The sequence below is a fragment of the Bacillus sp. MN7755 genome, from assembly GCF_054771475.1.
The window spans coordinates 259349-285287 of the sequence record NZ_BTRL01000015.1 but is presented as its reverse complement, the minus strand read 5'-3'; the positions used below and the strand labels follow the sequence as shown (position 1 = coordinate 285287).

General features: G+C 32.4%; 31 protein-coding genes and 1 pseudogene. 16 read left to right on the top strand and 16 right to left on the bottom strand.

The window, feature by feature from the left end; translation table 11 throughout:
- Window positions 1–25 precede the first annotated feature (25 nt).
- The 4 genes from nirD to ACYVEC_RS18090 form a co-directional block, all read right to left on the bottom strand.
- Window positions 26–343 carry a nitrite reductase small subunit NirD gene (gene nirD / locus ACYVEC_RS18105; protein WP_000616692.1) on the bottom strand — a complete coding sequence of 106 codons (318 nt, stop codon included), beginning with the start codon at window positions 341–343 and terminating at the stop codon, window positions 26–28.
- A 15-nt stretch (window positions 344–358) separates the two neighbouring features.
- A complete protein-coding gene (nirB, locus tag ACYVEC_RS18100) occupies window positions 359–2764 on the bottom strand; it encodes an NADPH-nitrite reductase large subunit (RefSeq protein WP_098555934.1) in 2406 nt (801 codons plus the stop codon).
- Window positions 2765–2972: 208 nt separating this feature from the next.
- On the bottom strand, window positions 2973–3680 hold the full coding sequence (ric, locus tag ACYVEC_RS18095) for an iron-sulfur cluster repair di-iron protein (protein ID WP_098555935.1): 708 nt from the start codon (window positions 3678–3680) through the stop codon (window positions 2973–2975).
- 202 nt (window positions 3681–3882) lie between these two features.
- Window positions 3883–4611: an excalibur calcium-binding domain-containing protein gene (locus ACYVEC_RS18090; protein ID WP_460507610.1), complete on the bottom strand. Its 729-nt coding sequence runs from the start codon at window positions 4609–4611 to the stop codon at window positions 3883–3885.
- Between the two features lie 206 nt (window positions 4612–4817).
- Here ACYVEC_RS18090 and exsG point away from each other — a divergent pair, with 206 nt between their 5' ends.
- Together exsG and ACYVEC_RS18080 are read left to right on the top strand one after the other, a co-directional pair.
- Window positions 4818–4970, top strand: coding sequence for an exosporium protein ExsG (exsG, locus tag ACYVEC_RS18085; RefSeq protein WP_000395678.1), 153 nt, complete (start codon window positions 4818–4820; stop codon window positions 4968–4970).
- 182 nt (window positions 4971–5152) lie between these two features.
- Window positions 5153–5362 carry a hypothetical protein gene (locus tag ACYVEC_RS18080; RefSeq protein WP_000830253.1) on the top strand — a complete coding sequence of 70 codons (210 nt, stop codon included), beginning with the start codon at window positions 5153–5155 and terminating at the stop codon, window positions 5360–5362.
- A gap of 95 nt (window positions 5363–5457) precedes the next feature.
- Here the strand turns inward: ACYVEC_RS18080 and ACYVEC_RS18075 are convergent, their stop codons facing one another.
- Window positions 5458–6297, bottom strand: coding sequence for an arylamine N-acetyltransferase family protein (locus ACYVEC_RS18075; RefSeq protein ID WP_460507605.1), 840 nt, complete (start codon window positions 6295–6297; stop codon window positions 5458–5460).
- A gap of 549 nt (window positions 6298–6846) precedes the next feature.
- On the opposite strand from ACYVEC_RS18075, the gene ACYVEC_RS18070 reads away from it, so the two are divergent.
- The gene (locus tag ACYVEC_RS18070) at window positions 6847–8448 is read left to right on the top strand and encodes a lipase family alpha/beta hydrolase (protein WP_063222815.1); all 1602 of its coding nucleotides are present in this window, start codon (window positions 6847–6849) and stop codon (window positions 8446–8448) included.
- A gap of 169 nt (window positions 8449–8617) precedes the next feature.
- On the opposite strand, the gene ACYVEC_RS18065 is transcribed toward ACYVEC_RS18070, so the two are convergent.
- Complete coding sequence (locus ACYVEC_RS18065; protein WP_063222816.1) at window positions 8618–9166, bottom strand: hypothetical protein; 549 nt, start codon at window positions 9164–9166, stop codon at window positions 8618–8620.
- A 458-nt stretch (window positions 9167–9624) separates the two neighbouring features.
- On the opposite strand from ACYVEC_RS18065, the gene spoVS reads away from it, so the two are divergent.
- Window positions 9625–9900 carry a stage V sporulation protein SpoVS gene (spoVS, locus tag ACYVEC_RS18060; RefSeq protein ID WP_016088106.1) on the top strand — a complete coding sequence of 92 codons (276 nt, stop codon included), beginning with the start codon at window positions 9625–9627 and terminating at the stop codon, window positions 9898–9900.
- A 96-nt stretch (window positions 9901–9996) separates the two neighbouring features.
- Here the strand turns inward: spoVS and ACYVEC_RS18055 are convergent, their stop codons facing one another.
- The 5 genes from ACYVEC_RS18055 to ACYVEC_RS18035 form a co-directional block, all read right to left on the bottom strand.
- Window positions 9997–10497: a YxiF family protein gene (locus ACYVEC_RS18055; RefSeq protein WP_063222817.1), complete on the bottom strand. Its 501-nt coding sequence runs from the start codon at window positions 10495–10497 to the stop codon at window positions 9997–9999.
- 157 nt (window positions 10498–10654) lie between these two features.
- Window positions 10655–10912 carry a hypothetical protein gene (locus ACYVEC_RS18050; protein WP_063222818.1) on the bottom strand — a complete coding sequence of 86 codons (258 nt, stop codon included), beginning with the start codon at window positions 10910–10912 and terminating at the stop codon, window positions 10655–10657.
- 383 nt (window positions 10913–11295) lie between these two features.
- Complete coding sequence (locus tag ACYVEC_RS18045) at window positions 11296–12432, bottom strand: site-specific integrase (RefSeq protein WP_460507598.1); 1137 nt, start codon at window positions 12430–12432, stop codon at window positions 11296–11298.
- A 20-nt stretch (window positions 12433–12452) separates the two neighbouring features.
- The gene (locus ACYVEC_RS18040; RefSeq protein ID WP_460507595.1) at window positions 12453–12971 is read right to left on the bottom strand and encodes an ImmA/IrrE family metallo-endopeptidase; all 519 of its coding nucleotides are present in this window, start codon (window positions 12969–12971) and stop codon (window positions 12453–12455) included.
- Between the two features lie 330 nt (window positions 12972–13301).
- Window positions 13302–13667, bottom strand: a complete 366-nt coding sequence (locus tag ACYVEC_RS18035; RefSeq protein WP_460507592.1) for a hypothetical protein — start codon at window positions 13665–13667, stop codon at window positions 13302–13304.
- Between the two features lie 235 nt (window positions 13668–13902).
- On the opposite strand from ACYVEC_RS18035, the gene ACYVEC_RS18030 reads away from it, so the two are divergent.
- The 4 genes from ACYVEC_RS18030 to ACYVEC_RS18015 all read left to right on the top strand — a co-directional run bounded on the left by ACYVEC_RS18030 (window position 13903) and on the right by ACYVEC_RS18015 (window position 16797).
- Complete coding sequence (locus ACYVEC_RS18030; RefSeq protein ID WP_460507589.1) at window positions 13903–14622, top strand: hypothetical protein; 720 nt, start codon at window positions 13903–13905, stop codon at window positions 14620–14622.
- A gap of 186 nt (window positions 14623–14808) precedes the next feature.
- Complete coding sequence (locus ACYVEC_RS18025) at window positions 14809–15699, top strand: pentapeptide repeat-containing protein (protein ID WP_440042004.1); 891 nt, start codon at window positions 14809–14811, stop codon at window positions 15697–15699.
- On the top strand, window positions 15696–16457 hold the full coding sequence (locus ACYVEC_RS18020) for a nucleotidyltransferase domain-containing protein (RefSeq protein ID WP_460507585.1): 762 nt from the start codon (window positions 15696–15698) through the stop codon (window positions 16455–16457). The genes ACYVEC_RS18025 and ACYVEC_RS18020 overlap by 4 nt, the downstream gene beginning before the upstream one ends.
- Window positions 16402–16797 (top strand): hypothetical protein, encoded by a 396-nt coding sequence (locus ACYVEC_RS18015; protein ID WP_460507582.1) that lies wholly within the window; start codon window positions 16402–16404, stop codon window positions 16795–16797. The genes ACYVEC_RS18020 and ACYVEC_RS18015 overlap by 56 nt, the downstream gene beginning before the upstream one ends.
- Window positions 16798–17158: 361 nt before the next feature.
- Here ACYVEC_RS18015 and ACYVEC_RS18010 read toward each other — a convergent pair whose 3' ends face one another.
- Window positions 17159–17533, bottom strand: a complete 375-nt coding sequence (locus ACYVEC_RS18010) for a helix-turn-helix domain-containing protein (protein WP_440041998.1) — start codon at window positions 17531–17533, stop codon at window positions 17159–17161.
- 172 nt (window positions 17534–17705) lie between these two features.
- Here ACYVEC_RS18010 and ACYVEC_RS18005 point away from each other — a divergent pair, with 172 nt between their 5' ends.
- From ACYVEC_RS18005 to ACYVEC_RS17970, 8 genes are all read left to right on the top strand, one after another.
- Entirely contained in the window at window positions 17706–17924 is a 219-nt protein-coding gene (locus ACYVEC_RS18005) for a helix-turn-helix transcriptional regulator (protein ID WP_215564256.1), read from the top strand.
- A gap of 13 nt (window positions 17925–17937) precedes the next feature.
- Window positions 17938–18237: a DNA-binding protein gene (locus tag ACYVEC_RS18000; RefSeq protein ID WP_044797202.1), complete on the top strand. Its 300-nt coding sequence runs from the start codon at window positions 17938–17940 to the stop codon at window positions 18235–18237.
- Window positions 18238–18304: 67 nt separating this feature from the next.
- The gene (locus ACYVEC_RS17995) at window positions 18305–18820 is read left to right on the top strand and encodes a helix-turn-helix domain-containing protein (protein WP_460507576.1); all 516 of its coding nucleotides are present in this window, start codon (window positions 18305–18307) and stop codon (window positions 18818–18820) included.
- Window positions 18821–18850: 30 nt separating this feature from the next.
- Complete coding sequence (locus ACYVEC_RS17990) at window positions 18851–19072, top strand: hypothetical protein (RefSeq protein ID WP_000151153.1); 222 nt, start codon at window positions 18851–18853, stop codon at window positions 19070–19072.
- Window positions 19073–19254: 182 nt separating this feature from the next.
- Window positions 19255–19539, top strand: coding sequence for a hypothetical protein (locus tag ACYVEC_RS17985; RefSeq protein WP_460507573.1), 285 nt, complete (start codon window positions 19255–19257; stop codon window positions 19537–19539).
- A gap of 117 nt (window positions 19540–19656) precedes the next feature.
- The gene (locus ACYVEC_RS17980) at window positions 19657–20634 is read left to right on the top strand and encodes a DnaD domain-containing protein (RefSeq protein WP_063222829.1); all 978 of its coding nucleotides are present in this window, start codon (window positions 19657–19659) and stop codon (window positions 20632–20634) included.
- A 10-nt stretch (window positions 20635–20644) separates the two neighbouring features.
- On the top strand, window positions 20645–21007 hold the full coding sequence (locus ACYVEC_RS17975; protein ID WP_063222830.1) for a hypothetical protein: 363 nt from the start codon (window positions 20645–20647) through the stop codon (window positions 21005–21007).
- A 71-nt stretch (window positions 21008–21078) separates the two neighbouring features.
- On the top strand, window positions 21079–21270 hold the full coding sequence (locus ACYVEC_RS17970) for a DUF3954 domain-containing protein (RefSeq protein WP_199677655.1): 192 nt from the start codon (window positions 21079–21081) through the stop codon (window positions 21268–21270).
- A gap of 435 nt (window positions 21271–21705) precedes the next feature.
- On the opposite strand, the pseudogene ACYVEC_RS17965 reads toward ACYVEC_RS17970, so the two are convergent.
- The 4 genes and pseudogenes from ACYVEC_RS17965 to ACYVEC_RS17950 form a co-directional block, all read right to left on the bottom strand.
- A pseudogene (locus ACYVEC_RS17965) lies at window positions 21706–21872 on the bottom strand (exosporium leader peptide-containing protein); the annotation flags it as partial.
- A gap of 553 nt (window positions 21873–22425) precedes the next feature.
- Entirely contained in the window at window positions 22426–23244 is an 819-nt protein-coding gene (locus ACYVEC_RS17960; RefSeq protein ID WP_275718854.1) for an exosporium protein D, read from the bottom strand.
- Between the two features lie 342 nt (window positions 23245–23586).
- On the bottom strand, window positions 23587–24162 hold the full coding sequence (locus ACYVEC_RS17955; RefSeq protein WP_460507569.1) for an exosporium leader peptide-containing protein: 576 nt from the start codon (window positions 24160–24162) through the stop codon (window positions 23587–23589).
- Window positions 24163–24442: 280 nt separating this feature from the next.
- The gene (locus tag ACYVEC_RS17950) at window positions 24443–24907 is read right to left on the bottom strand and encodes a hypothetical protein (RefSeq protein WP_063222835.1); all 465 of its coding nucleotides are present in this window, start codon (window positions 24905–24907) and stop codon (window positions 24443–24445) included.
- Window positions 24908–25939: the final 1032 nt, after the last annotated feature.

The following is a 25939-nucleotide window of genomic DNA, read 5'->3' as shown; positions in this document are numbered from 1 at the left end:
CCAGGGGAAGGCTTCCTTTTATAAATTACATGTATATATAAATATCACCATCAATAACTTCTACTTCGTATGTTTGAATACAACCGTCATCAGGTTTTTGAACTTCACCTGTTAGTAATGAAATTTTCCAATCATGTAGTGGACAAAATACGAATTCACCAGATACAATTCCTTCGGCTAATGGTCCGTTTTTATGAGGACAACGATTTTCTACAGCTCGAATATCGCCATTTGAAAGGCGGAATAGTGCGATAGACATACCTTTCATTTGTACCTCTTTACCGATTTGAATAGGAAGATCTTCTGCACGCATAACTTTTATTTTTTCTTTCGTTTGTATCATATAGATCACAGCTCCTTATTTCACAGTTTCTACTTCATACATCGCTTTTAATGATTTCGTTTCTAGTGCTTGTCCCCAAGCTTCTTTATATGTGCCACGAGCTGTTTGGAAACGTTCATTTAACTTAGTGACCATATTTACATCTTGCAGTATTTCTTTTATGTGATCGAAGCCTAATCGTTCAGTCCAGTAGGCAGTACGCTCTCCGTAAATACCAGTTTCACGATAATATTGCATGTAAGCTGTAGCGATGCGAAGGACATCATCTTCAGTAGGGACAATCATTACAAAATCAGCCTCGCGTACTTCCGTACCACCATTTCCGCCAATATAAAGTTGGTATCCATTTTCGACACAAACAACGCCAAAATCTTTCGTCAATACTTCCGCACAGTTACGCGGACAGCCCGTTACACCCATCTTCATTTTATGAGGTGTATCTACCATTTCTAATGATTGTTCAAGGAGCATACCAAGTCCTAATGAATCTTTCGTACCGAAACGGCAGAAACGAGAACCAACACATGATTTTACATTACGAAGTGATTTTGAATACGCATATCCCGAAGTCATATTTAAGTCAGCCCATACGTTAGGTAAATCTTGTTTTTTTACACCATATAAGCCGATTCGGCTCGCACCTGTAATTTTCACAAGAGGGACGTCATATTTTTTCGCAACTTCAGCAATTTTCATTAAATCATCAGCTGTTGTAACACCTCCGTACATACGTGGAATAACAGAGAATGTACCATCATGCTGGATGTTACCATTCATTCTTTCATTAACGAAACGAGACGATTTATCATCTTCATATTCTTCTGGAATGGCCATACGTAAATAGTAATTTAATGCAGGACGACATTTCGAACAGCCATCTTCATGTACAAAACCAAGAACATTTCGTACTTCTTTTGGTGATTTTAAGCCTTTCTCATGAATCGCCGCTACGACTTCATCACGGGATAAAGGTGTACATCCACACATACCGGCAGATTGCGCTGAGGCATCAAAAGCATCTCCAAGTGTATAAGATAAAACTTGTTCGACAAGCGGACGACATTTACCACAAGACCCTGCGGCTTTCGTACAGCCTTTAACTTCTTCAAAAGTCGTTAACTCTTGTTCTAAAATGGCATGAACGATTGTACCTTTCGTAACACCATTACATCCACAAATCGTGTCATCCGCACTCATTGTAGCAACGTCAAGTTCACTTTCTTCACCAGCTTTGTGAAGAATGGAAGCTGGTGTATATTCTTGTATATCTTCTTCTTTCTTTAACATACTAAAGAGGCGTGTACCATCAGCTGTGTCACCATATAAAACGATACCGACGACTTTATTGTCACGAATTAATACTTTCTTATAGGAACGTTTACATTCATCAAAGATGGATATTGCTTTCGTTTGATCATCTTCATAAATTTGACCAGCAGAGAATAAATCACAACCAGCAACTTTTAATTGCGTACCGACGATACTGCCCGTATATCCATCAGTTTGTAAATTCGTTATATGTTTTGCTAATATTGCACCTTGTTCATAAAGAGGAGCAACAAGTCCATATGCGATACCGTCATGCTCTGCACATTCGCCAACTGCATAAATGGATTCATCATTTGTTAGCATATAGTCGTTAACTACAATACCGCGATTGACAATTAAACCAGCATCTTTTGCTATTTGCGTATTCGGGCGTATTCCGACAGCCATTACGATTAAATCACAATCTACAACTTCACCATCTTCAAATTGAATGCCCTCAACATGTTCTGTGCCAAGAATTTTTACAGTTTTCTTTTCCATTAGAAACTTCATGCCTTGTGCTTCTAAATCTTCGCGCAGAAGAGAAGCGGCTTTCGTATCTAGTTGCTGCTCCATTAAGCTAGGCATTAAATGAACAACATGTACGTCCATTCCTAAGTCAATAAGACCTCTTGCGGCTTCTAAACCAAGTAATCCACCACCAATGACAACGGCCTTTTTCTTTTCTGTAGCAGTATCAATCATAAATTGTGTATCTTCAATTGTTCGAAATCCTGTTACACCAGGAAGGGTGGAGCCTTCAATAGGTAAAATAAAAGCACTAGAACCTGTTGCGATAATGAGTTTGTCATATGTAAGAGTACGATTCTTTTCTGTGATAATGATTTTTTCTTCTCGGTTAATACTTTGAACTCTTTCGTTTGTATACAAAGTTATTTCGTTTTCTTCGTACCAACTGTATTCATTCATAATGATATCTTGCATATTTGTTTTGCCTTGTAAAACATGAGAGAGCATAATGCGATTGTAGTTTGGATGTGGTTCATCTCCAAAAATAGTAATCTCATATGAATCACTATCATGTTTTAATATTTCTTCCATACAACGTATGCCAGCCATACCATTTCCGATCATAACTAAACGTTTTTTCATTTTCGTTTCCCCTTTTTATGTGAAATGTTGAACAAAGGATTATATTTTTATTATAGAAAATCAAAAAAGGGAGAGATGTGATATTTATCACATTTTTATAATGATTCACAATTTGTTAAAATTCGGATTTGTGTGAGGGGAATGTGGATATTTTTCGCAAAATGAAAAAGCAGGACATAAGTATGTATACTCATGTCCTGCACTTTATTTATGCTCTCGTAATTGCACGTGGAAATAAAATATTATTCTCTAAATGAATGTGCTCAAATAAATCAGACTCTAACGCTTCAAGACGTTGATAAACAAGTCGATAAGTGCCGCAAGCTCCTTCTGGAGGAGTAAAGTCATTTGTTACTTTACGAAGTTCTTTTATAATATTTCCGGCATGATTGTGCTCATTTTCTAGTTCATCTACTACTTTACGTAACTTTGCATAGTTTTCATCAGTTGGATTTTGTTCGAATTCTAAAATTAATGGGAAATCTTCCGTTTCTTCTTTAATTAAATGTTGTTCTAATTCCATTTTAAGTTCATGAAATAGCTTATGAATTTGAGCTAAATGAGGCTGATTCGCTCCATGAACGCGTAATACTTTCGTTACATATGGGCTTAACTGCGGCAACTCTTCATTTAAATAACGATGATGCTTATTAATTACATAATCAATCAATTCACGATAAGAAGCATTTTTCCAATCAATTTCAGATTCATTTAATAGTTTCGTATTATGATAAAGCGTATTTAATTCTGTAAGTACTTCTGTTGCTGATAAATTTCTTTCATTAATTGCATCAATAAGTGTTTTATTACCACCACAACAAAAGTCTATTCTATATGATTTGAAAAGATCACTAGCTTTCGGAGATTGTGTAACGATCTCACCGACAATAGAAGTTTCAGTAAATGTATGTTCCATATGAATGCCTCCATAAAGTTTGAATGTAATATCTAAATTAAGAATAGCGATAAATGAAAAACAATGTGGTGATTGAAATCACTTATAATGTGTCAGTTTTAAGGATAATGAAATGAGTTTTATAAAAGGAAGAGGGAGGGGAATTCGTCGTAATAGTTTCTGATAATAAAAAAGAAGCTTACTAGAAGCTTCTTTTTTACTACTATTTTTCGCATGCAACTCCATCGCCATCACGATCAAGATGTGAGTCATAACCTGGTTGTCCTTTATATAGGGGAGCTTTCCCAGCAGATCTAACTGCGGCACAATTTTTGTAATATGCACTACTAGTATTTCCTGAAGCAGGTTGTGTTTGAGTTTGCTGTGATTTTTTCTGTTCCTCTTGTTGTTTGCGAGCTTGTTCATCAGCCAGACGTTTTTGCTCTTCTTGTTTACGAGCTTGTTCATCAGCTTGAAGCTTCTCATTTTCTTGCTTTTGAGTTTTTTCGTTCGCTTCTTTTTTTTCTAGTTCTTTTTTGTCGCTATCTTTGTGTTCTGTAGTGTTAGAAGCAACTTGTTTACTAGTTGCTGCCGTCTTTTCAGAAGAAGGAGCTGAAATACTTAATAATGCAACAAAAATGACAAATAAAATAGCAGTGATTATAAATTGTTTTTTTGCTACACCTGTCTTTTTAATTACAGATAAAATTGCCAGAACAAGGAAGAAAACAAATAAAACAAAACTTAAAATAGAAAAGAATTCAACAATTGGGTTATTAGAGGTCTCAGCACTAGTTATTATTAATACAATTGAAATCATAAAAAGAATAACGGCAGGACGACCATACTGTTTTGCTTTTCCATTTTTCTTAAAGAATGAAATGATACATAGAATTAAAAGAATAAAAGCAATTAAAAATAAAGCTGCACCAATATTACTCAAAATCGTCATTTTCATACCTCCATTTGTAAGATTTTCACTATTGATTATATAGGAACTTATTGGATATTACACGATTTATATAAATTTAGAAAATTAGTATTTTAATAGACTAACAAACATTTATTGTTATATACAGAAAAATAGATATATTTACTATTACGTTTTTAAAGAGAATTCATAAAGTATAGTATGTCGATTGAAAGGAGGAGATTTGAATGGAATTTCAATTATTGGTAACTTGTATATTACAAGAAGGTAATGCGTTCTTTTTAGTAACGAAAGTAGACGATGTAATTACGTTGAAAGTACCGATTACAGCAGGAGTAGCTGGTTTATTTTTAGCTTTAGGTGTACCAAGATGTTCTTAATTTAAATCTCTAGAGTAGAAAGAGGAGGACAAGCCTCTTTCTGCTAATACATAATTATTTTATGTAAACTAAAGTATTCTTTTTGTAATAGCACGTTTAAAATGGACATGCATATACTATAATGTTTCATTGGAAGTTATTGATATTTTTAAGCTATGAAAATAAAAGAGGTGCTATTATATATGAAAAGAAGAACATTTGATATTCCAGTTACATTACGAAGAGAGTGGTTTTTAATAGAGTTGGCTCATTTAACGAAAAAATATGGAATTGAAATTGCAACTAGCAAAATGGAAGCTGCACCGTTTTTAAGAGATCAAGTTACGGAATCAAAAATAGGATCAGGGCTCCAATACGATAAATATGATGATGAGTATATTATTGAAAATTAAAGGGTAAGAGCAAAACAAATTTCTTTATAACAAAATATAAAATAAAGCAGATTCTAAATATGGAATCTGCTTTATTATGGAATACTTCTAGTCAACTAGCCTCTTTCTAGTGTTTTTCCTACATTTTTCACTTGCGTTATTCCAAAAGATTCACGAAGAATGCGAGCATAATCTTTTGATTCTATTGGACTTTTATTTTTTGTGCCTTTAAAGGTTTCTGTATAATTTTTATTTGTTAATGAAACGTGACCATAATCAGTTAATTTACAAGTAATAGCCCCTTTATTAAAAGGAGATTCTTTATGCTCTACAATTACTTTTTGAATGTTATTCACTTTTTTCTCATCTATTGGATCTAAAGTGAAAGCATAGCCTATTTTCCATTCATGTGAAGGTTCAGATTGCAAGAAATTTGTAGATTCCCCGTTAGCCCCTTTTCTCATTTCTAAAATGTGTGTACCTTTTCGGGTAGTTCGTTTGCGAATTCGATATTCTCCCGTTTGAGAAGAGATGACTTCTCCATTAAAAGGGACTGGATGTAAAGGTAGATGAGATGCAAAACCTGCATCTATAACATAATCTTTATGATTATGATTTAATATGAGAATGACATGACCATCATCGGGTTTCCATTTATTATCGTAAAGATCATAAACAGTACCAGCTACTTTATATACTTGAAATCCACAATCCATTAAAAAGTAATACAATAAGGAGTTTAATTCATAACAAAGACCGCCTCGTTTTTGAATAAGTAACTTTTCTACTAAGTTATTTTTTGAGATGTTTTTAATAGTACCAGCCATAATATCGAGATTTTCATAGGGGAGAATCAAGCCCATTTTCAAGAGAATTTCATCTAAATCATTAAATGTTATTTCTTTTGCAGGAATTTTTAGTCGTTTAAAAAACTCCTTTTGTAAATTGGTCATCATAAAGCATTCTCCTTTCTTTTTACAGAATTTTCTTCTGCTCACCGCTAGGTTAGTACTTCTAAAAATTTAATTCAAGTCTACAAAAATTATCACAATATATGTTTCTGAAAATATTATTTTCTATTCGGAAATTTCAGTTTAATACTTAATAATAGGGAAGTCTTACAATATAAGCTTCTATTCGTTTAGTTTGTATTTAATTAAATAAAAGTACATATCTTCATTAAGTTTTTTTATAACTAGCTGGTAATAAAGTGTTTTTTTACTAAAGTTTTTTCAAGATTTGTATGCTTTATATAAACAATAATAATTTAGGGAGATTTAGATTCAGTAAAGTTAACAATTGTTGAGAAACTTTTTTGTAGCGTTCTCTCAAAAGGAAGAGATAGAATCAAAGAGAATAACGTGTGTAAAGGAAGAAGGGGTACTAGTAATCTCTTGAGAATAGGGACAAGATCTTGTTTAAGTAAAGAGATTATCTAGTATTAAGAGAGAAGATAAAAAATATTACAAAGAGCACCTTCTTTCAAAAAAAGTGGGGGGAGTAACATGCGATTGATGAGAAGATGTGTTGCCTTACTAATTGTATTTTTTATCATGGTTCCAATGATTAGCACAAATGTGCGAGCAGAAGTTGTAAAAGAGCTTAAAACAGGATTTCCAGATCAAGAAGTCTTTACACCTGGAGAATGGTTTTTAGGTCAAAAACCTGCTAATTATGATGAGAATAAACCTCCAATTCTCTTTGTGCAAGGAAGGAATGGGAATGCTGATAGTTGGTATGGAAAGACAGTGTATCACGATATGAATGATATGTATGACTATGCTTTGAAAGCAGGCTATCAAACAGTATTTATACAATTATATGATGCTGCTGGGAAAGGATCAGCTAGTCAGTGGGATAACGGAAAATTGTTAGCACAAAAATTAGAAGAAATATATAACCATTTCGGTAAAAAAATTAATATTGTAGCACATAGTAAAGGCGGTATCGATACACAAGCTGCATTAGTAGGATATGGTGCAAATCGATTTGTCGGAAATGTGATTACGCTTGCGACGCCACATCATGGATCAAATTTAGCGGATTTATCATACAGTTGGTGGGCAGGGTGGCTTGCTTCTATATTAGGTCAAAAAGATGATGGTACGTATTCATTACAAATGGGTGAAATGGCAAAATTTCGTTCAACGATTGATAATAATCCAACAGCTAAATTAAACCGTTATTATACAGTTACTGGGACTAGCTGGGGCCCTGTATTTTCGGCGTTATCAATGGGCGGATTATATTTGTCATCATACGGTTCAAATGATGGACTAGTAAATGAGTGGAGTGCTAAGCTGCCGTATGGAACTCATTTATTTACAGATTCCAGATTTGATCATGATAATATACGGAAGGGATCAGCTGTTTTCTCACGAATTGAACCATATTTACGTACAGCAAATGTACCGGTTCCAGCTTTAGTAGCATCCAGCACTAGTACAAATGAAAATATAGAACAATTAAATACAACTTCCAATCAAAACATTTTAGGTGGGGAATTGCCACAAAATCAGTGGATAGAGCAAACTGTTACGGTTGATAAAAAGGCAGAAGGAATCGTTTCTATATTAACTGCTTCTTCGGATGTAGAAGTACAAATGATATCTCCAAAAGGAAAAATGTATACAAATAAGGATAGCGTTATAACTACTGGTGAAGATGAATCTTTCTTTGGTGGCGCGACAATTAGAACATTTAAATTTGATAAAATGGATGTAGGAGAATGGAAAGTTAAAATGATGGCGAAGCAGTCGAAAGATGCATACTTAGTTGTAAGCGATTACAAGAGCGACGCACCATTTGTACTTCAAATGCCTACTAAAGTTAAAGCGAATAAATCTGAGTATAAACTGAAAAAATCACCTGTGGCACCTGAAATGAAAGGGGATCTTTCCATAACAGTAAGAGTAGTTAATAAAGAAGGAAAACTAGTCTCTGAATTTAATGAATTACAAAATGTGAATAACAATACATTTACTGGTGCTTTGAAGAACATAAAGCAACCAGGAGTATATAACGTTACGATGGATATAAAAGGGATGAATAAAGAAGGACAACCATATAATCGTACAATTGTTAAGTCGGTTTATGTAGAGAAGTAAGAAAGAATGAGAAAAAAGTACCGAACTTTTGTAGTAGAAGAGTTTGGTACTTTTTTCATGTTTATTAGATTAACAGAAAAGTATGTTTTATGAGGGAAACGATAGAAATCAAAAGAACATTATTCAATAAAAAAAATGCTGAAATAGCATCTGAATGTGAAGATGAATATTAACTTAGTTTTATAACTGTTAATTCAACTGAATTAATACCATTATCACAAGTTACAATACTTTGACGATTAAAACCACTATTATTTTTTAGTTGAAGAGTTGAATTAGCTGGTACTGTAACAATCGTTTCGCCTACTAGTTGAAGGCATTCGTTGTTTGATGACGTATTCACTTGAAAAGCAAAGTCACCTTGACTATTTGCAAGTGGATTGTTATTTGAAAATATAGTCATGACTGGAATATGTGGAAATACAGGATTTGAGGTCGTGTTAATAGTTGAAATGAATGAAACTCTATAATCACTAGCTTGACTAAATTGTATAGTGGTAGGGTTTAGTAAGGAAACGCCTCCTGCTATAGGGCCAACGTGATTAAATGGAAAAGGATCTCCAAAAGGAACATTTATAAACTCAGTTTGCCAAAAAGTGCCGTATGCTGGACAGTTCTTTTTATGTGAATGGTCGCATGAAAATTTTTTATATGAACTAGAAGAGGAGTTGCATGAACATTGTTTATTTGAGTTTGAAGAATGATAGTATGAACCCAATATATTACCTCCTATTATTAATGAAATTTATACTTATAATAGTTTATGCTTGCCTTATATAAAGTACTCAAATGAAGAAATATAGTAATAGAATAGTTACTGTAACAATTTTTGAAGAAGAAAAGGTTAATGATTTGGTAAAAATATCATAGGAATTTCTTGAAAGATTGAAATAAAGGCTGAATACTTATAATAATTCCACTTGCAAGAGTAAAACCAGTATCCTCAGTTTCAATGATGTAATCGTTTAAGTGAATTCATATATTTAAAATTTTGTATATTAGAGTTTATAGTCCTTGGACTTTATTTACGTAGCAGGGCAGGAAGAAGACAAAAAGTATCGAATGAATGTACATATATAGTATTGTTTGCTTTTGGTGTGAATAGTAGTAAAAGATACGTTGAAATATTTAGTACGGTAACGAAAGAGTAATTAAATAATAGAGGGAGCAACTTACATGGAAAATATATTAAAGGTATCTTCAAAATCAAAACCAAATTCAGTTGCAGGTGCAATAGCAGGTGTACTAAGAACAAGTGGTAATGTGGAAATTCAAGCGATTGGGGCTGGTTCTTTAAATCAAGCGATTAAAGCAATTGCAATCGCAAGAGGATTTGTTGCTCCAAGTGGTATTGATTTGGCCTTTGTTCCAGCATTTCAAGAAGTTACTATTAATGATCAAGAAAGAACGGCGATTAAATTAATTATAGGTCCTAGGAAGAGAAGATCTTAAAAGAAAGTTTTGATATGAGTAATTTGAAAAGGTTGATAGATAAAGTAATAAAAAGGCCACTCTCATTTTTGAAGTGGTCTTTTGTATTTTCGTATTTCATATTGTGGATACGCCCCACATACTGAATTCGTAGTGGTATTCAGTGCGCTCAATAACAATCCCGAATTCTAAATCGTCCCCAACTAATACAAAATCTGCATATCCAGTTAGAAATCTTGATATGGTTGATAACGCTTCTAAATTCTCAAATACTTCAGTAATGTTCAGTTTAACTGCTTCAAATTTACCACCCTTAGAGAAAAAGAGTCTCCCTTCATTAACTGGAAATTTAATAGTTTTAGCTATTTCTTTTAACAATGCTATTGATAGTCTTCTGTTTTCTTCATAATTAGTGCTACCAAAATTTTTTATGTTTGAAGTTTGTGCTAGCGTATTAAATAAGTCTTTACAAAATAAATCATTAGATTCTGGATCCATAAATGAGTCCATAGAAACTGTAACAATATTAGAAAGTTCGTCTATCAGTTCTTTTCTACTACCATTTCTTTTTGCTTTCATTTTTAGAATTTCAATTCGGCTGTTATTCATATTACTCAAAATTTTTCACACCTTTACTCGCGTCGTGGGTGAATAAAACCCCACTGACTAAAGTTTTACTTGTTTTTCTAAAAAGGGGATACATGCAAGTTTCCTTTAAGATTCTATCAGTTTGTTCTTCTACATATCTGAGTCATTTTTCGAAGTCGGTTTAATATTATTTATTTTCATTTAGCATAGTCTCTAATTTATCTAATTCAATAAGTAGAGAATCGTCAAATCTTTTTACGAGACCAGTTTCAGTATAGGCTCTCACTGCACCTTTAATTCCACGAGATTTACTTTGCTGATAAGTGGCTAAACGGTTTAATCGTTTTAATAAATCTTTATAGAAGGGATCTTCTTTTTGTATATTTTTTAAAATTTCAATTACTATCTCAATTTGATTTAATAGTACAGTTTCATTTTTAGACATATATATTTTCCTCCCTTTCCTAATTTAAATTATAAGATAATAGGAAAAAATAAACAGAGAAATAATGAATGGTTTATAAAATGAAAATTTATCAAATACAGTTAAATTAAAAGGCGATTATTTGCTCATATTTTCCACTCAATTAATATGAAACTACTGTTTTAAAACATATAACAAATAAAAAGCGTCGCAAATGCTTGTATAACAGGCATTTGTGACGCTTTTATAGTTTTATTTAATAAAAAATAAACAACCCTAAAACTGTTCATTCTTCTCCCAAGATTCAACGATATAGTATAAAAAACCTTATTATATCAAGGTTTATAAGTGTTGATTTTCCTTGATGCTCACATTTTGCTCACATTAAATCATTTCATTTTTTATCAGACGTTTTCATTAGATTTTATTATGCTCTCGAAGTTTTCTGCGGCTTGTTGCTGCATGTTCTGTGTGATGTGGCTATACTTGTCTAACGTCATTTGAATAGATGAGTGTCTTAAGCGATCTTGTACGATTTTAGGGTGTTCTCCAGCCTGAAGCATGAGTGTAGCGTGAGTATGTCGTAAGTCATGTATACGAATTCGGGGAACACCAGCTTTTTTATAGTGATCATTCAAAAAGCGATGGGGAGCATCTATATGTAAGGGCGAATGTATCGTATTGCCAGTGAAAATATAGGCCTCTTCATTCAAGTGTATACCCCAGCGGAAAAATTCTTTCTTTTTATAGGAGTAGTAGGATTGTAACTTCCCTATAACAAAAGAAGAGATACTAATGCTTCTATTTGAAGACTTAGTTTTTGTAGCAGCTTTAAAAAGTCCTTTTTCTGTTTTTACAAGCGATTTATTTACCAGGATACGTTTATTATCAAAGTCAATATCTTTCCATGTTAGTGCAAGTAATTCTCCGCGTCTCATACCTGTATAGATTGCGAGTAAGAAGAACATATGGTACTTGGTATTTTTTTCTTTTAAATAATGGAGGAATCGATTACATTCTTCGCTAGACCATGTTTTCATCTCACCTTGCTCTTCACGTGGTTTTTTTACTTTATTCATTATATTATCATGTACGATCTCCCATTCTACTGCATGTTTGAATATGCATCTGAAGCAGCGATGGATATTGCTGATTGTACCATTTGACAGGCCTTTTTCTTTAAGTTCAGCATAGTAGCTTTGAATCATTACGGACTTAATACTTTTAATTTTTTTATAACTAAATGGGGGAAGGATATAGAGCTTAACTAAGCTCATGTCTTTTTCATAAGATGTAATTTTTAATTCAGCTTTACGAAGAGGCTTTAACTTTTCCCATACATCTAAAACAGTTAATTGTTTGTCATCAAAATATATTCCTTTCTCTATCTCTGTAATCATCGTTGCAGCAGCATTTTGGGCTTCTTTTTTTGTTCTAAATCCACTCTTACTTTTTTGCTGACGTTTTCCTGTGGCCGGATCTATACCGATATCTATTGTAAAAGACCACGTATTTCCACGTTTACGGAAACTTCCTTTCATATTCAATACCTCCTGAATCGTTATTTTTGAAAATTACAGTATTGTGATATTTGGTTCTGTAATTTACTTGCTAATAATTGATTTTCATAATGTAAAAGCCTTTTTTCAGCAAACTGTGTTGTTACATTGAATTTTTCTGAGATTATATATGCTTTTAACTGTAGGGGAGGAATCTTTCGTAACATAAAAGTAGGTACACAAAACTGTTGTGCGAAGTTTTTAGCCTTTGCTTCTTGATAATCTAGAAACATTTGATGCATTAATAATTGATTACCAGAATGAAAGAGAATGTGACAGGTCTCATGGCCAAAATCCTCCCATTGTTCTTGCTGAGAGATACGATTATCAATAACTAAGTTAGAGATTTGATTTCGTTGCATTGCATGACTTCCAAACGGAGCAAAGTACAGCAAAATGTTTAGCTTTTTCGCAATCTCCATCATATCAATTTGCTCGGGAACAAAAATAGATAAGGATTGGTACAAGTGCTGGATATAGTCTTCAAGTTGTGTTGTGTAGTAGGGTTGCGATTGAAACATAGTTTCACTCCATTCGTATTATAAGAACGTACGTTCTTATAATATAACAAAAATGATAAACTTGGAAGGATAGGAAAAGGAGAGGGTAAAAAAGTATGAAAATATGATAGACAGTTACTTATATTATATTTATTGCTTATAAGATTTTAAAAAGTTAGATTGAGTAGGAAGCCCTTCTAAAATATATACGGTATTAACTTTCTATACATTGGAAATTACAGTGAAATATATATAAGGCATATCCTTTATTATTCTAATTGTGCAATTAATAATCTAAATTAACATAAAGAGAGGAGGCAGATGGCCAACCTTTTCTTTATGTTCACTGTGTTAAAGTTGTGTAATCTTTGAAAATACATCTCGATAAGCAGCGGGTAAAAAGCTTAATACAATGGAAAATAGGAATAAGCCAATACCTACAATCCCTAAAGAAATTATTATTTTAGGGATTGTGGATTCAAAACATCCCCAACAAATTTGCACTAATACAATTCCAAAATAGATTATAGTTAGAGAAACCATAAAGAACATACAAATTAAAAAACCAGCAAAGAAAAAATTAGGGGCGTATTGTAGGTAGATAAGAGATGGTATACTAAAGGCTCCGAAAATGGTAACAATACTACTAATAATGCTTAACTTATCGGCAGCTGATCCGTCTTTAAAATTTGTTTTGAGTCTTTGTAAAAAATTCATTATAATATCCTTTCTGCTTAATAAATAATTTATTATATATAATATAATAAATTAAAAGTGAAGAATAAAGCACAAACAAACATATAAATTCCATAGAGATAGGTCGCCGGATTTATATATAAGACTTTCAGATTGTCTATGGAATAACAGAATAGATAAGTTTATTTAATCAGTGGTAAACTAGTGGATAGTAGTATTATATAATGTAATGATTATAGATAAGAGGGTGTGTTTAATGGATAGTTATAATTTTAGATTTAGAAGAGGCATTAGAACGGCATCTAGTGAGCAATATGATATTTATTATATGAATGAAAATATAGGTGAAATTCACATACAATTTATGAAAGATAATTCTGATGAAATATGTAATTTAATTATTACAAAAGATATTTCGATTACTGTCAAGGAAGAATTAATTGAAGAGATTATAAATACAATTATAAGTAATCCTGAAGATTTTTTTGTAATTAATATATTCATTGGAAATTTTGAAGGTTCGGTAATCAATACACCTCATCCGGATGGTATGGCAGCTAAACAAAAGGATTTGTCTAAGTTTTTGAATACATATCAGGTAGCAAAAGGACAATTAGCTGAGGGAGCAGCTATAGATTTTTTTAAAAGTATGAACTATCAAGCTGAAGAAGCACCTCCTAACTATGATCAAAACTTTAAAATTGATATATTAGCTGAAAATGAAGAGGAAAAATTATATATTCAGGTAAAATTAGGGATGATTGCAGATAAAGAAATAGGGAAAGTAGTAAAAAATGTATCTGTGTTGGAAGATACAAATAAAAATAAGGTTGTTTGTATTGTTGCTGAAAGATTTCCAGTAAAAGCAGAGAATTTAAGGAGAACACTAGAAGAACAATATGGTATGAAAATTATGTACATCCATAAGTATCAAATATTGGAAAATTCCCCTAAATATAAAAGAACTCTAAAATAAGTTGTTAGGGAAATAATTAAACATAAAGAAAAAAAGTTAAGTATAAGAAAATCGTAATAAAGTATGTATGCTCATCCTTTTTATTTAACTATTAAAATACTTTATTATATAACCTTATCAAAGAATGGTGCAATAAGTAGGGCCTTTTTATTTCGAGATGTAAATTATAGTAGGAGTTGAATTAAAATGGTAAGTCGATTAATTGATTTACAGAATGTACAATCTAATGCTCATTCAAATCGAATTGAAATAACTGATGATGAAGAGGATAATTTAAGATTAAGTAATATAAAACTAATGAGAAGTAAACTGGTGAATTTAGGTATGAAACATGCTGAGTTTTCTACATGTGCAATTACACAGACTCGTCTGGAAAGGTGTTATTTACGTAAAGCGAAATTTGTAAATGTAGACTTTACTGGATCCACCTTTGAAGATTGTGATCTAGAAAATGCTAATTTTAATTCATGTAACTTAAGATACGTAAAATTTAGAAATTGTAAGTTGAACCTTAAAGAAATTCTAGGGTGTTTACCAACAGAACCAAATTTAAAGGTAGCATTGTTAAAAGAATTAAGAAAGAACCAATTAGATTTAGGCGATAACAAGTCTAGTGATGCAATATTAGTAAAGATATATGATACAGAAAAAGAATTACTGTTAGAAAGAGTAATGTGTAGGACAAGTTATCATAGAAACAGAGAAGATCTAGTCTCGAGAGCTGGTGCATTATTCAATTATATTATGCTGCAGATGAATGATTTCATTTGGGGATATGGATTGAAATTGTCTCGATTGTTTAGAACAGCAATATTAACGATTCTTATGTTTGGTATGTTAATCTATTATTTTACTGATAAGGATTATTTAGCTGTAACAGCAAGTGGAAATATCCATACCAAATTGAATTTTTGGGAATCTCTATATGCTAGCTATACTAATTTTACAACTGTTGGATATGGTCATTACACACCACTTGGAACGGCAAGTATACTATTGTTTGCAGTTGAAAATGTATTAGGATTAATTTTTATTGGATTTTTAGTTTCGGGCGTATATAGGAGGATAGCTAAGTGAATAAAAGGGATGATTTTGAGGAAATTAAGGGCCTATTAAGTATTGTTCTTTTTGGTTCAAAAGCAAGAGAAGATGAAGATGATTTTTCAGATGTAGATATATTTTTGTTGGTTGATGATGTTCCGCAAGTTCGAATAACAGAGATTATTAATTTAATAAAAACTAAATTACCATTTAATAATATAGGTATTTCTCTTTATACGATAAGTACATATAGGCAGTTACTATTAGAAGGTTCTATGTTTTTATGGCATTTAAAACTTGAAGGAAGAATCCTTTACACAAAATCCGATCTGAATTTATATAATGGCCTAGAACCTTTTACTAATTTTAAAAAGAACTATCTAATATATGAAAATCTCTTTATAAGTGCAAAATCGAGTTTGCAAAAAAACGGATTGAATGAATACGATCTTTCACAATTATTCTTTATTTGTAGAAATATATGCCTTCTTACATGTTTTAAATTATCCAATCCTACATTTGGTCGGATTTCTGTATTTGATAATTTAGTAGGCAGAATAGGGTCCACACCACTTAGTCGAGATAATTATATTTATTTATCAAAGTGGAGGTTAAATTATACTAGAGCAGTAGGATTCCAATTAGATTTTCCAACAGAAGTAAAGCTTTTAGAAATTTTGAATGAAATAGAGGCTTTATTTACTATTTGTAAAGAAGCTTTAGAAATAGGAGGACAAAATGATAGAGAAATTACCAGAAATGAAGAAGTTCTTAGGAGAATTGAAAACAGATAATACTGTAGTTTTTGATTTACAAAAAGTAAGTTTATTTGAAAGAGAGTTATATTTATCTATTCAAAGTGTACTAAGTAAAGAATATAATGTTCGTTTGGGTGGTTTAACCAATCGCCATCATATTGAGTTTCTAGAGCATTTAGACAAGAGAAACGTATTAATAGATAGTGATATTAAGAGATTAGTTGATGCAAGTTTTAAAATCTATGACATTATTCATAAAAGAAATGAATCTTTAGGGTATGGTCCTACAAAATCAGAGAATGTAGATAATGAGAATGTAATTTTATTAATTAACTCTATTAGAAGCTATATTGAGCAGTTTGAAACAATAGCATAGGAATCATTTTAAAGTAACTGCAAATAAATAACCGTTAGAACTGTTTTACAGATTCTAACGGTTATTTTATATAAATCTCAAAGAAAGCATCTCTCTTGAACTTTGCTTGTTTAATAATTGATTCCCATTTAAAATAATAATCTGCTGTTTGAGCTTTAACTTCCTTCTTAGCTAGTACATCTTCTTTTTTAGTATGAAACGAAGTGGTGACTTTGGTGATTCCCACTTGTGTAATTTATTTGAGATTTGATTTTTGATTCTATTTTAGAATGGTAGTCCCAAAACACTCTCCAGTTTATATAAGAACTGGAGAGTGTAAAAATGTTATGTTTTTCTTTGCTATATGTCCCATCGTTCATATTTATTTTTGATTTTTCTCTCCTTGCATCAAAAACTCCCAAAAACGTTTTAATTCCTCGCGTTTCTCAGGGGAAGCCTCTTTAATATTTTTAAACCAGAGACCTAGTTCTGGATCATTTATTATGGCATCTATGTCAGATGATTTAGTTTGCTTACAATTAGATACTCTGCCTAATAAAAAATCAGTAGAAACTGAAAAAAGATTGGCTATCTTCAATACAGTCTCCATAGGTGGTTGTTTAGTGTCATTTTCATATGCAGTATATGTAGTACGAGCAACACCTAGTTGATTAGCTACATGTGTTTGTGTCCATTTAGCGTTTTCTTTCTTTTTCTCTTCTCGTAAACACTTCAATTTTTCACCAAAAGTATTCAAAGTAGTCACCACCATTATATTTAAATCTTACTTTTAATTATAAACGAATTTTTGTGTTACTAATAGTAACTTGAATAATTGTTCCTAAAGGTAACATTTTTATTGATTTGTTCCTTAAAGTAACTTATAATCTTGTTAAGATGTTCTTTTAAGAAACAAGGAGGTCATAATATTGAGAGATTGGTTAAAAGAATTTAGATGTGTAAAAGGTTATACGCATGAAGATATTGCAAATAAATGCAAAATATCTAGAAGTTATTATACTCATATTGAAAATGGAACAAAAACACCTTCTGTAGAAATAGCTAAAAAAATAGGGGGAAGTTTGAATTTTGATTGGACATATTTTTTTGGGAAGCAATGTTCCTTAAAGGAACAAATAATTACATGAAGAGGTGGTATATATGATTAACTTCGATATCGAATCATTTCGTCAAATCATCCGAGAAGAAGTACAAAGAGCAACAGAACATCTTCAGCCAATGAAAGAATTACCGCCATTTTTAACTATTACAGAATTAATGGACCTGTTACATATTAAACGAACCAAAGCATCTGAGTTATTAAACCGTTCTGATTTTCCAGTATGTCGTGAAGCCGGGGTTCTTATTCCTACACACCTTCTTTTTAAGTGGATGGAGAATCACACTGAATGGGTAGAAAACAATACAGAGTATTACAATCCATTTAAAGAATCCGTCTAATAATAAATTACCATAGTAAGTTGTCACAAATAAATATTGCTTTAGGTACGAATGGGGGAAGTAAACGATGTCCATAGGAAAAGAAGTTGCTATGGCACGCAAACGAAAGGGAATCACCCAAGAGCAACTCTCCTTAGAAATCCCCGTGAGTCGTGAGTCACTAGCAAAATATGAAACTGAACAACGACGGTTACCAGAAGATTTACGAAAATGTATTACTGAAGGAATTGATGATCCACAACTGTTTTTCAAAATGTGGAGTGAAGCTACTGGTTATGTTAGTATCCCATTTTTTAATGGAGAGCTTATAGATCTACATCCTGCAAGTATGAGGTACATGGTCCAACAAGAGACCAATGAAGCGTTGGAACAACTTGATACAGTATGTTGGTCTAAGCCTTCACAAACTTGGTCCGAAAGAGAGAAAGAGGATTTGAAAAAGGTAATGTATGAAGTTCTGGATGCTACAGGTTCAATGATGAGCCTCGTAGCGGTCCTATGTGATCAATATGGTTTTTCAATGAAAGAGATCTTTATGTACTGGAAAGTATCATTACGAGCTAGGAAGTATATAAAAGATTAATTTAATTATTTTATTGAGGAGGTTTAAGTCATGACAATTGATTATGCAAGCCCAACTTTAAATCAATATAAAACGCTAATTCGTAAGGAAGCAAATTTATATGGTGATATTCGAATTGCAGCAGTTTGTGGAGACTATATGAAAGCTAGGGACCTAAAACAAGAGAAGAAATTAATGGAGATAAGAATTCGAATTATAGAAGCAGCGTTCGTTTTGAAAAACAAAAATAAAAAAGAAAAGACTACCGCATAGCCCGCGATAGCCAAGAAAATTAACATATGAATTATAGCATACTTCAATTTAATGCGATAAGCAATTGTGCTTGTCGTTATGATCAGAAAGGCTGAGTACCCCTATCTTTTAATAGATTCTGCTTTTTCTTTCTGTTCATAACGATGCGTACAGTATCAATTACTAGAAATAAGGAGTAAGTCATGAAATCAGAATGTAATAGTCTGTTTGATTTAGTTCTACCAGGTGATTTTGCTTTTGCAAATGAATTACATAATTGCATGGTGACATGTATTCATAACATGTTCAATGCTGGTTCATTAGATGAAGCGAATCATTGGGAGAAGGAATTAAATAGATGCGCAAAAGAATTCAAGAGCCTTCGTAATGAAAAAGAGGATCACGATGTATCTAAGAGTTATCGTGTAGTTGTGAAAAGCCTTCAAGGGCAGGGGATCAATGCATCAGTAGTTAGTCGAAGAAAATAAAAAATCTATCACTTGGCAGAGTGATAGATTTTAGACTCTTATAGAGAGTCTTTCTAAAAATTGAATTGGATTAAGTATATCAAAGCAAATCAAGTAAAACAATGGAGGATGAATAATATGGCAGTTTATAGACCTGTTCAAGTTTCATATTGGCAAGATGCTTTCGTTTTAGATCTTACACCGGAGGAGAAATACTTCTACTTATACTTAATGACTAATAGCAAAACTTCTCAGAGTGGTATCTATGAGCTTCCATTACGAGTGATAGAAATGGATACAGGGTATAACCGTGAAACGGTTGAGAAGCTGCTAGAGCGGTTTGCTGATTATGGGAAAATTTATTACAACAAAAAGACGAAAGAAATTATGTTGCTTAATTGGCTTAAATTTAATGCTATTACAAATTTGAATATTGAAAAGTGTGTGTTAAAAGAAATCCAGAATATTAAGTGTGAAGATTTTTTAATTGATTTTTATGAGACATGTTTAGATTTAGAACAGCAGCAAGATTTTAAAATACCTCGTATTAAGGAATACTTCCAAGCTCGTTTTGAGTGGCTTATAAGGGGCTTCGAAGACCCTATGAAGGAAAAAGAAGAAACAAAAACAGAAACAAAAGAAAAAGAAGAAACAAAAACAAAAAAAGAAGCAGCAAGCTGCTCAAGTGATAAAAAAGTTGCAGAAGAAAATCCAATAGCATTTTATGAGCAAAATTTTGGAGTTCTTAAACCATTTGTGGCTGAGGGTATTAATGCATGGATTGAAGATTTGAATGCACAGCTTGTTATTAAAGCAATGAAAATAGCTTTAGAAAAGAATGCACCTAATATGTCTTATGTACAAGGTATTTTAAGAGATTGGCATGCTAAAGGGTATAAAAGCATTAATGATGTTGAAGCTGCACAAGCTCAATTCCGTAAGAAGTATCAGTCACGTGGTGGAAGAAATAATGCTCGGAAAGAAATTGTTCCTGATTGGTTACATACTCAAGATACGGAAACACATTCTCAGTCAGTAGAGAATAGTGAAATCGAATTAGAAGCTGAACGGAAACGTTTAGAACAAGTGTTATCTAAATATAAAAAAGAGGCTTAGGAGGATTGTAATGCCAAAACAGTTAACGATATTTGATGTTGAGCCTGTAGTAGCATTCGATACTGAGAAAGCACACATTCATCGATTGAATTCTAAAGTTCGTTTTACGGATATAGTTGTTCAAGTGCCAAAGCAAGTAAGAGCTACTGATGAATTAAAACCAACAACAGCGCCAAATGATCAGTATGAATTATTTGAGGAATATACAATTGGAATTTGGAGATTTAAGCGAATGGAAGATAAGCAGTTCGATTGGGAAGAAGCGGAGGAGCTTTGCAAGTCTGCGAGAGATAATAAAGAACCGATTTCAATACGACTTTATTTATCATTAGAACAATCATTTATTCCCGATAATGTTGTGGAATATCTATAACAAAATAAAAAAGTCGAGATTGCTCCCGACTTGCTGCGACAAAATAATCATAACATACGGGAATGGTCTTAGTGGGAAGTATTAAAGAAAATCTTGTAGAAATGAAAGCTGAAATAGATTTGAAAATAAACGGAATATATGTTGTTAAAAATGGTCAGGTCCAACTAATAGAACCACCCCAAGGTGGATTTGGTGAACAATCATTTGTATATCAAAGTGGAAAAGTAATTCGTATGGAAGAACGAAAAACACAGTTAATTTAATCAAATTTGAATTTTATTAAATTATAAAAGTCCCTGTAAGTATCAAAAGGGATTTTAGGTTAATACAATTTTGCTTAAGCATTAAAGTGTGTTAACAATTATTGCTCTAATAGCACGAGGTCCTAGAGTATCTCTAGTGTCATCTGTATTAAGTCTACTTGTGGTGATGAATAGGCTATACTGATAGGTTCCTGGAGGTGGAGTATCTACCCACATGACAGATGGATTTAAGGTTATTTGAGCGAATAGGCTTGTTGTAATTATATTAAAAATATTTTCATTTCCAGTTGTTATCGGATCCCTATCTCTCAATAATCTAATTTCAATACCTGCGCCAAACTCGGATCCAATTTCAAAAGGAAAGAAATCTCCTGTAGCAAAAATATCAAGTATGACTATTTGTCCAGGTAATACAGTTATTAGGGGAATATTTAAAGTAGGAATGGTAAAAGGAGGTACAGGTTCATTGTCACCTGTAAAAAATACATTAACTATGCCAGTCGGCCCAGTTGGTCCAGTAGTAGTGTGAATGGTGGGACAGGTGGTAAAGTAGGTCCAACTAAATTAGGATTTATTGAAGAAGAAAATAAAAAATCGTCCATTATATTTTCAACTCTGAAAAATTCGTATTACTAATAGTAAATGTGAAGATAGAGTAAAGTGAAATGGACAAACGAGGAATTAGGCAATGGGATTTTAAAAAAGCGTTATTTGAATAGAAAAGGGGCAAGAAAAGATAAAATAAGACCGCTCCTTTTATAGGAACGGCCGTACAAATATCATGTGCTGGAGGTCGCTCCAAATGGCGTAAGATGTTTTCTCTAAAAAGTATGGACAAGAAGTTTTACGATTATACGTAAAAACGGCAGGCAACTAATTAAGTTACCCGCCTGTTCTCAAGTGGTACGGAGGAGAGAGCTCCGTTTGGAAAGAGTACAGCCGTGGGAAATCGGCTTGCAGATAGTATGTACGATATAAAAAAGATTATTCGTAAAGTGAAATATGAATGATTTTTTATTGAAAGTATTATTTTGTAGAATATTAATTAAATTTGAATTTTGTTAAGAGATGAAATGTTGAACAAATGTGAATGATCAGATGATACTAAGGTAAAAGAAAAAGAACCCTTTATAAGGATTCTTTTGGGGAGTCAATCTAACATTCACATTCGTAATCACGGTAATATTCATCGCACGAATCATGCCTATCATTGCAGCAGATACAAAATGTCTTTTTAATCAATACTTCAATGAAATTAAGGAATTCGGTATTATTTGTGAGAGTAAGGCTTTGAAAATCTTCTACTTGAAATACTCTTGTTTCATTTGTTGCAAGAGTCGCCATAATTGGTGTGGGAGATTTTCTTGTTTGAATAGTTACTTCGATGGGGAAGACATCTTCGGGTACAGATATTTGAAGTAATGTTTTATTGTGATTATTAGTTAAATCTTCAAAAACTCTTCTTGAAGTGTCAGGGGGTACGATGATGGTTATAGGGACATTTTCAGTTGGAGTGGTATCTGGACCAGCTACGGTATGAGTTTCGATAAAACAGTTATCTTTTTGAAAGTAAGAATATGATTGTTCTTTATAATACTTTTTATGAAAATCATGCCTATCATTGCAGCAGATACAAAATGTTTTTTGAATGAATATACCAATATTGCTATTGATATTAGTATTATTTGTGAGAGTGAGGCTATGGAAATCCTCTACTTGGAATACCCTGGTTTCACCTGCAACTATTGTTACATTAATCGGTAGACGAGAACTTCTTGTTCGGATAGTTACTTCAATTGGTTGGGAAGTACCGGGAATGCGAAGATCAAGTAATGTTTTATTGTGGTTATTGGTGGAATCTTCAAAAGCAGTTCTTGTAGTGTTAGCTGGTACGTTGAAATTTAAAGCTGTATTCGAACCAGTTATTGTATGGGTTTCGATAAAACAGTTATCTTTTTGATGGTGAGTGTACAATTGTTTTTTATAATACTTTTTACCATCTTTTAAAAATAATCAGCCATACTTATGTCGCTCTCCTTTCTTTGAGATATCTATATATTTTATTAAAAAAAGAATAGATTGCTTGTACACAATAAGAAAATCTGCTCTTGTAATTAATTAAAAACATTATTTGATATGTAAATGTAAGAGCACTTCGGGAAGTGCTCTGTAAAGACTATCCATTCTAAAAAGAAAAGAAAATAAAATATTTTATGAATTTATTTTTGATATTTGGTGTATTCTTTGTATAAAAATTTCATTGGAAACTGAAAACTAGATGCCATAATAGCACCTAGTTTTAAAGGAGTACTGATACTAGTTTAATTTGATAATGTTTAATTCTAAAGCATTTATTCCATTATCGCATGTACGAATGTCTTTTTCGCCTACAAAGCTATTATTTATAAGTTGAAGTGTTGAGTTGGCCGGGACTGATAAAATAGTGTCCCCAATGAGTTGAGTGCAATCTACATCCTCTGAATCTAGTATCGAAAGACCAAAAGTAGCTTTGAAATTGGGAATTAGACTGTTATTTAATAGTATAGAAATGGTAGGCGAATAAGGGAATGAAAGGGCTACAGTCAAGTTAATCGAGGAAATGAAAGAAATTCGATAATCCCCAGCTTGTGTGATATTAATTGTGGTTGGATTTAACAGAGAAATTCCCCCTACCATAGGGTCAGCCTGATCGAAAGAAAAAGGGGATTCGAAAGGGACTGTAATGATTTCCGTTTGCCAAAAAGTTCCGTAAGCTACTGATAGTGATCCAGTCGGCCCAGTCGGCCCAGTCGGCCCAGTCGGTCCAGTCGGTATTGTGAATGGTGGAACAGGTGGTAAAGTAGGTCCAACTAAATTAGGATTTATTGCAGCAGAAGATAAAAACTCGTCCATTATATTTTCATCTCTGGATAGTTAGTATTACTAATAGTAAATGCAGGGATAGAGAAAAGCGAAATGGACAAGTGAGGAATTAGACAATGGAATTTTCATAAAAGTGTTATTTTATTATAGGAAAATAGGTGACTCAGCAAGTGTGCCAGCCGAGTCACCCGGTACTATCGATCCAAATAATGTTCTTTTTCTATATGTATTTATGTTGAGTTCCTAGAGGCTAGCTCAAAAACCACAGTTAAAGGACAAAGAAAATCATTTTAGAGAGTATTAGATTTTATTATGTTAATGCTACAACAGCAAGAGTTAAGCCCAACGTATTTAATGTATTAGAATATGGTCCTACATTAACAGTAAGAGTACTTGTTATACCTGAAGGTGTAGTGAAAATTGCGGGTGCTGATACAGAAGTGAATCCTGCAGTATATCCTAGAGAAGTACCTGAGCCAATGATTGGATTATTATTAAGATACATAGTGATACCTGCAGAATTACCTCCTGGTTGAATAATAACTTGCACTTCATAGATTGCCAAATAGGTTCTTCCACCTTCAAGTAAAACAGTTGTTGGTGGTGTGAATGAGATTGCCGTACCATTAGAATTTACCACGGTATCTAGTGGAATTGCAGAATTTACAGAAACTATTGTTGGGGTAGTTTGAACAACATTTAAACTGTTAGACGTGGGGGATGGACAAGTGCAAGGCTTGTGAATTTTAGAGTTATTATCATTTTGGTAATTCACAAATAATCAAACTCCTTTGTGTAAGATAATTTTTTATCTCATATAAAACGTAGCTTTTTTGTGTATCTATGTTATTTTGAATAAGTTTGTAAAATTTAGCCGAATAGTATTGCTCAGTCAATTCTTAAAAGTATTTGATACTCTAGGGATTTCAAAGTGCATTCGATAAATATATATGAATGTTTTTCAAGGACATTACTGTAAGTTAGGAAACATAATAAAATAGTTATTGTATAATGACAAAAATTAAAGAACCTGTTAGTAATAACAGGTTCTGTGTACAAGGAGTTCAAGGAATACAAGGAAACCACTCCAGGGAAACCTGTGTATTTCTTGGCTTAATAGTAATGTATTCAAAATAAGCAAAAAAAATGAATGAAAGTTAAGTAAAAGTTTTTTATGACCAAAAATAAAATAACCCACTACTTAAAGTAGGTTATTTCGATGAGGTGTGCAAGGAATAAAACAAAATAGTTATATTATTAAAGAAAAAACATGCACAAAAATTGCGCATGTGCAATAAAAAGCTATGTCTCGTCTATGTAAATATATTCTTAACTACTATAAGCGGTGAGTATGTTTGAGAAAAATTTTTATTTACAAATATGAAGAGCGCTTTTAAGGCGCTCCATGACCAAAACTAATATTAAAAAAGAATACCACATGATATTTTATGCATGTTCTTAATAAAAGTGCAGTTTAAAAAATCTTTCTTTAGCGCAACAAAGCAGCTAGTTAATAAAACTAACTGCTTGTTGTACAAAAGAAACGCTACGCTTACAGAAATAGTTTGTAACTTAAAGTTACAAAAATAGTATGAACAGGGTTAAAAATGTTATTCAGAAATGAAAGAAAATAAAATAAAAAAGAGCACCATGCATAAGTGCTCTTTAAGATAGGAGGTAACACTTTGAGCTGGATGTTTAGGTTAAAATTATATGGCGCAGAAAAGAAATAAGACCTAAAACCTAAAACTTATTTTCAACTCAATACAAAAGAGCAGCTAGCAAAAGCTAACTGCTCTCTAGAAAA

Bases quoted from the DNA above. Each gene is read 5' to 3' on its own strand.
- nirD (WP_000616692.1), bottom strand. From the start codon at position 343: ATGATACAAACGAAAGAAAAAATAAAAGTTATGCGTGCAGAAGATCTT.
- nirB (WP_098555934.1), bottom strand. From the start codon at position 2,764: ATGAAAAAACGTTTAGTTATGATCGGAAATGGTATGGCTGGCATACGT.
- ric (WP_098555935.1), bottom strand. From the start codon at position 3,680: ATGGAACATACATTTACTGAAACTTCTATTGTCGGTGAGATCGTTACA.
- ACYVEC_RS18090 (WP_460507610.1), bottom strand. From the start codon at position 4,611: ATGACGATTTTGAGTAATATTGGTGCAGCTTTATTTTTAATTGCTTTT.
- exsG (WP_000395678.1), top strand. From the start codon at position 4,818: ATGGAATTTCAATTATTGGTAACTTGTATATTACAAGAAGGTAATGCG.
- ACYVEC_RS18080 (WP_000830253.1), top strand. From the start codon at position 5,153: ATGAAAAGAAGAACATTTGATATTCCAGTTACATTACGAAGAGAGTGG.
- ACYVEC_RS18075 (WP_460507605.1), bottom strand. From the start codon at position 6,297: ATGATGACCAATTTACAAAAGGAGTTTTTTAAACGACTAAAAATTCCT.
- ACYVEC_RS18070 (WP_063222815.1), top strand. From the start codon at position 6,847: ATGCGATTGATGAGAAGATGTGTTGCCTTACTAATTGTATTTTTTATC.
- spoVS (WP_016088106.1), top strand. From the start codon at position 9,625: ATGGAAAATATATTAAAGGTATCTTCAAAATCAAAACCAAATTCAGTT.
- ACYVEC_RS18050 (WP_063222818.1), bottom strand. From the start codon at position 10,912: ATGTCTAAAAATGAAACTGTACTATTAAATCAAATTGAGATAGTAATT.
- ACYVEC_RS18045 (WP_460507598.1), bottom strand. From the start codon at position 12,432: ATGAAAGGAAGTTTCCGTAAACGTGGAAATACGTGGTCTTTTACAATA.
- ACYVEC_RS18040 (WP_460507595.1), bottom strand. From the start codon at position 12,971: ATGTTTCAATCGCAACCCTACTACACAACACAACTTGAAGACTATATC.
- ACYVEC_RS18035 (WP_460507592.1), bottom strand. From the start codon at position 13,667: ATGAATTTTTTACAAAGACTCAAAACAAATTTTAAAGACGGATCAGCT.
- ACYVEC_RS18030 (WP_460507589.1), top strand. From the start codon at position 13,903: ATGGATAGTTATAATTTTAGATTTAGAAGAGGCATTAGAACGGCATCT.
- ACYVEC_RS18025 (WP_440042004.1), top strand. From the start codon at position 14,809: ATGGTAAGTCGATTAATTGATTTACAGAATGTACAATCTAATGCTCAT.
- ACYVEC_RS18015 (WP_460507582.1), top strand. From the start codon at position 16,402: ATGATAGAGAAATTACCAGAAATGAAGAAGTTCTTAGGAGAATTGAAA.
- ACYVEC_RS18000 (WP_044797202.1), top strand. From the start codon at position 17,938: ATGATTAACTTCGATATCGAATCATTTCGTCAAATCATCCGAGAAGAA.
- ACYVEC_RS17995 (WP_460507576.1), top strand. From the start codon at position 18,305: ATGTCCATAGGAAAAGAAGTTGCTATGGCACGCAAACGAAAGGGAATC.
- ACYVEC_RS17990 (WP_000151153.1), top strand. From the start codon at position 18,851: ATGACAATTGATTATGCAAGCCCAACTTTAAATCAATATAAAACGCTA.
- ACYVEC_RS17985 (WP_460507573.1), top strand. From the start codon at position 19,255: ATGAAATCAGAATGTAATAGTCTGTTTGATTTAGTTCTACCAGGTGAT.
- ACYVEC_RS17980 (WP_063222829.1), top strand. From the start codon at position 19,657: ATGGCAGTTTATAGACCTGTTCAAGTTTCATATTGGCAAGATGCTTTC.
- ACYVEC_RS17975 (WP_063222830.1), top strand. From the start codon at position 20,645: ATGCCAAAACAGTTAACGATATTTGATGTTGAGCCTGTAGTAGCATTC.
- ACYVEC_RS17955 (WP_460507569.1), bottom strand. From the start codon at position 24,162: ATGGACGAGTTTTTATCTTCTGCTGCAATAAATCCTAATTTAGTTGGA.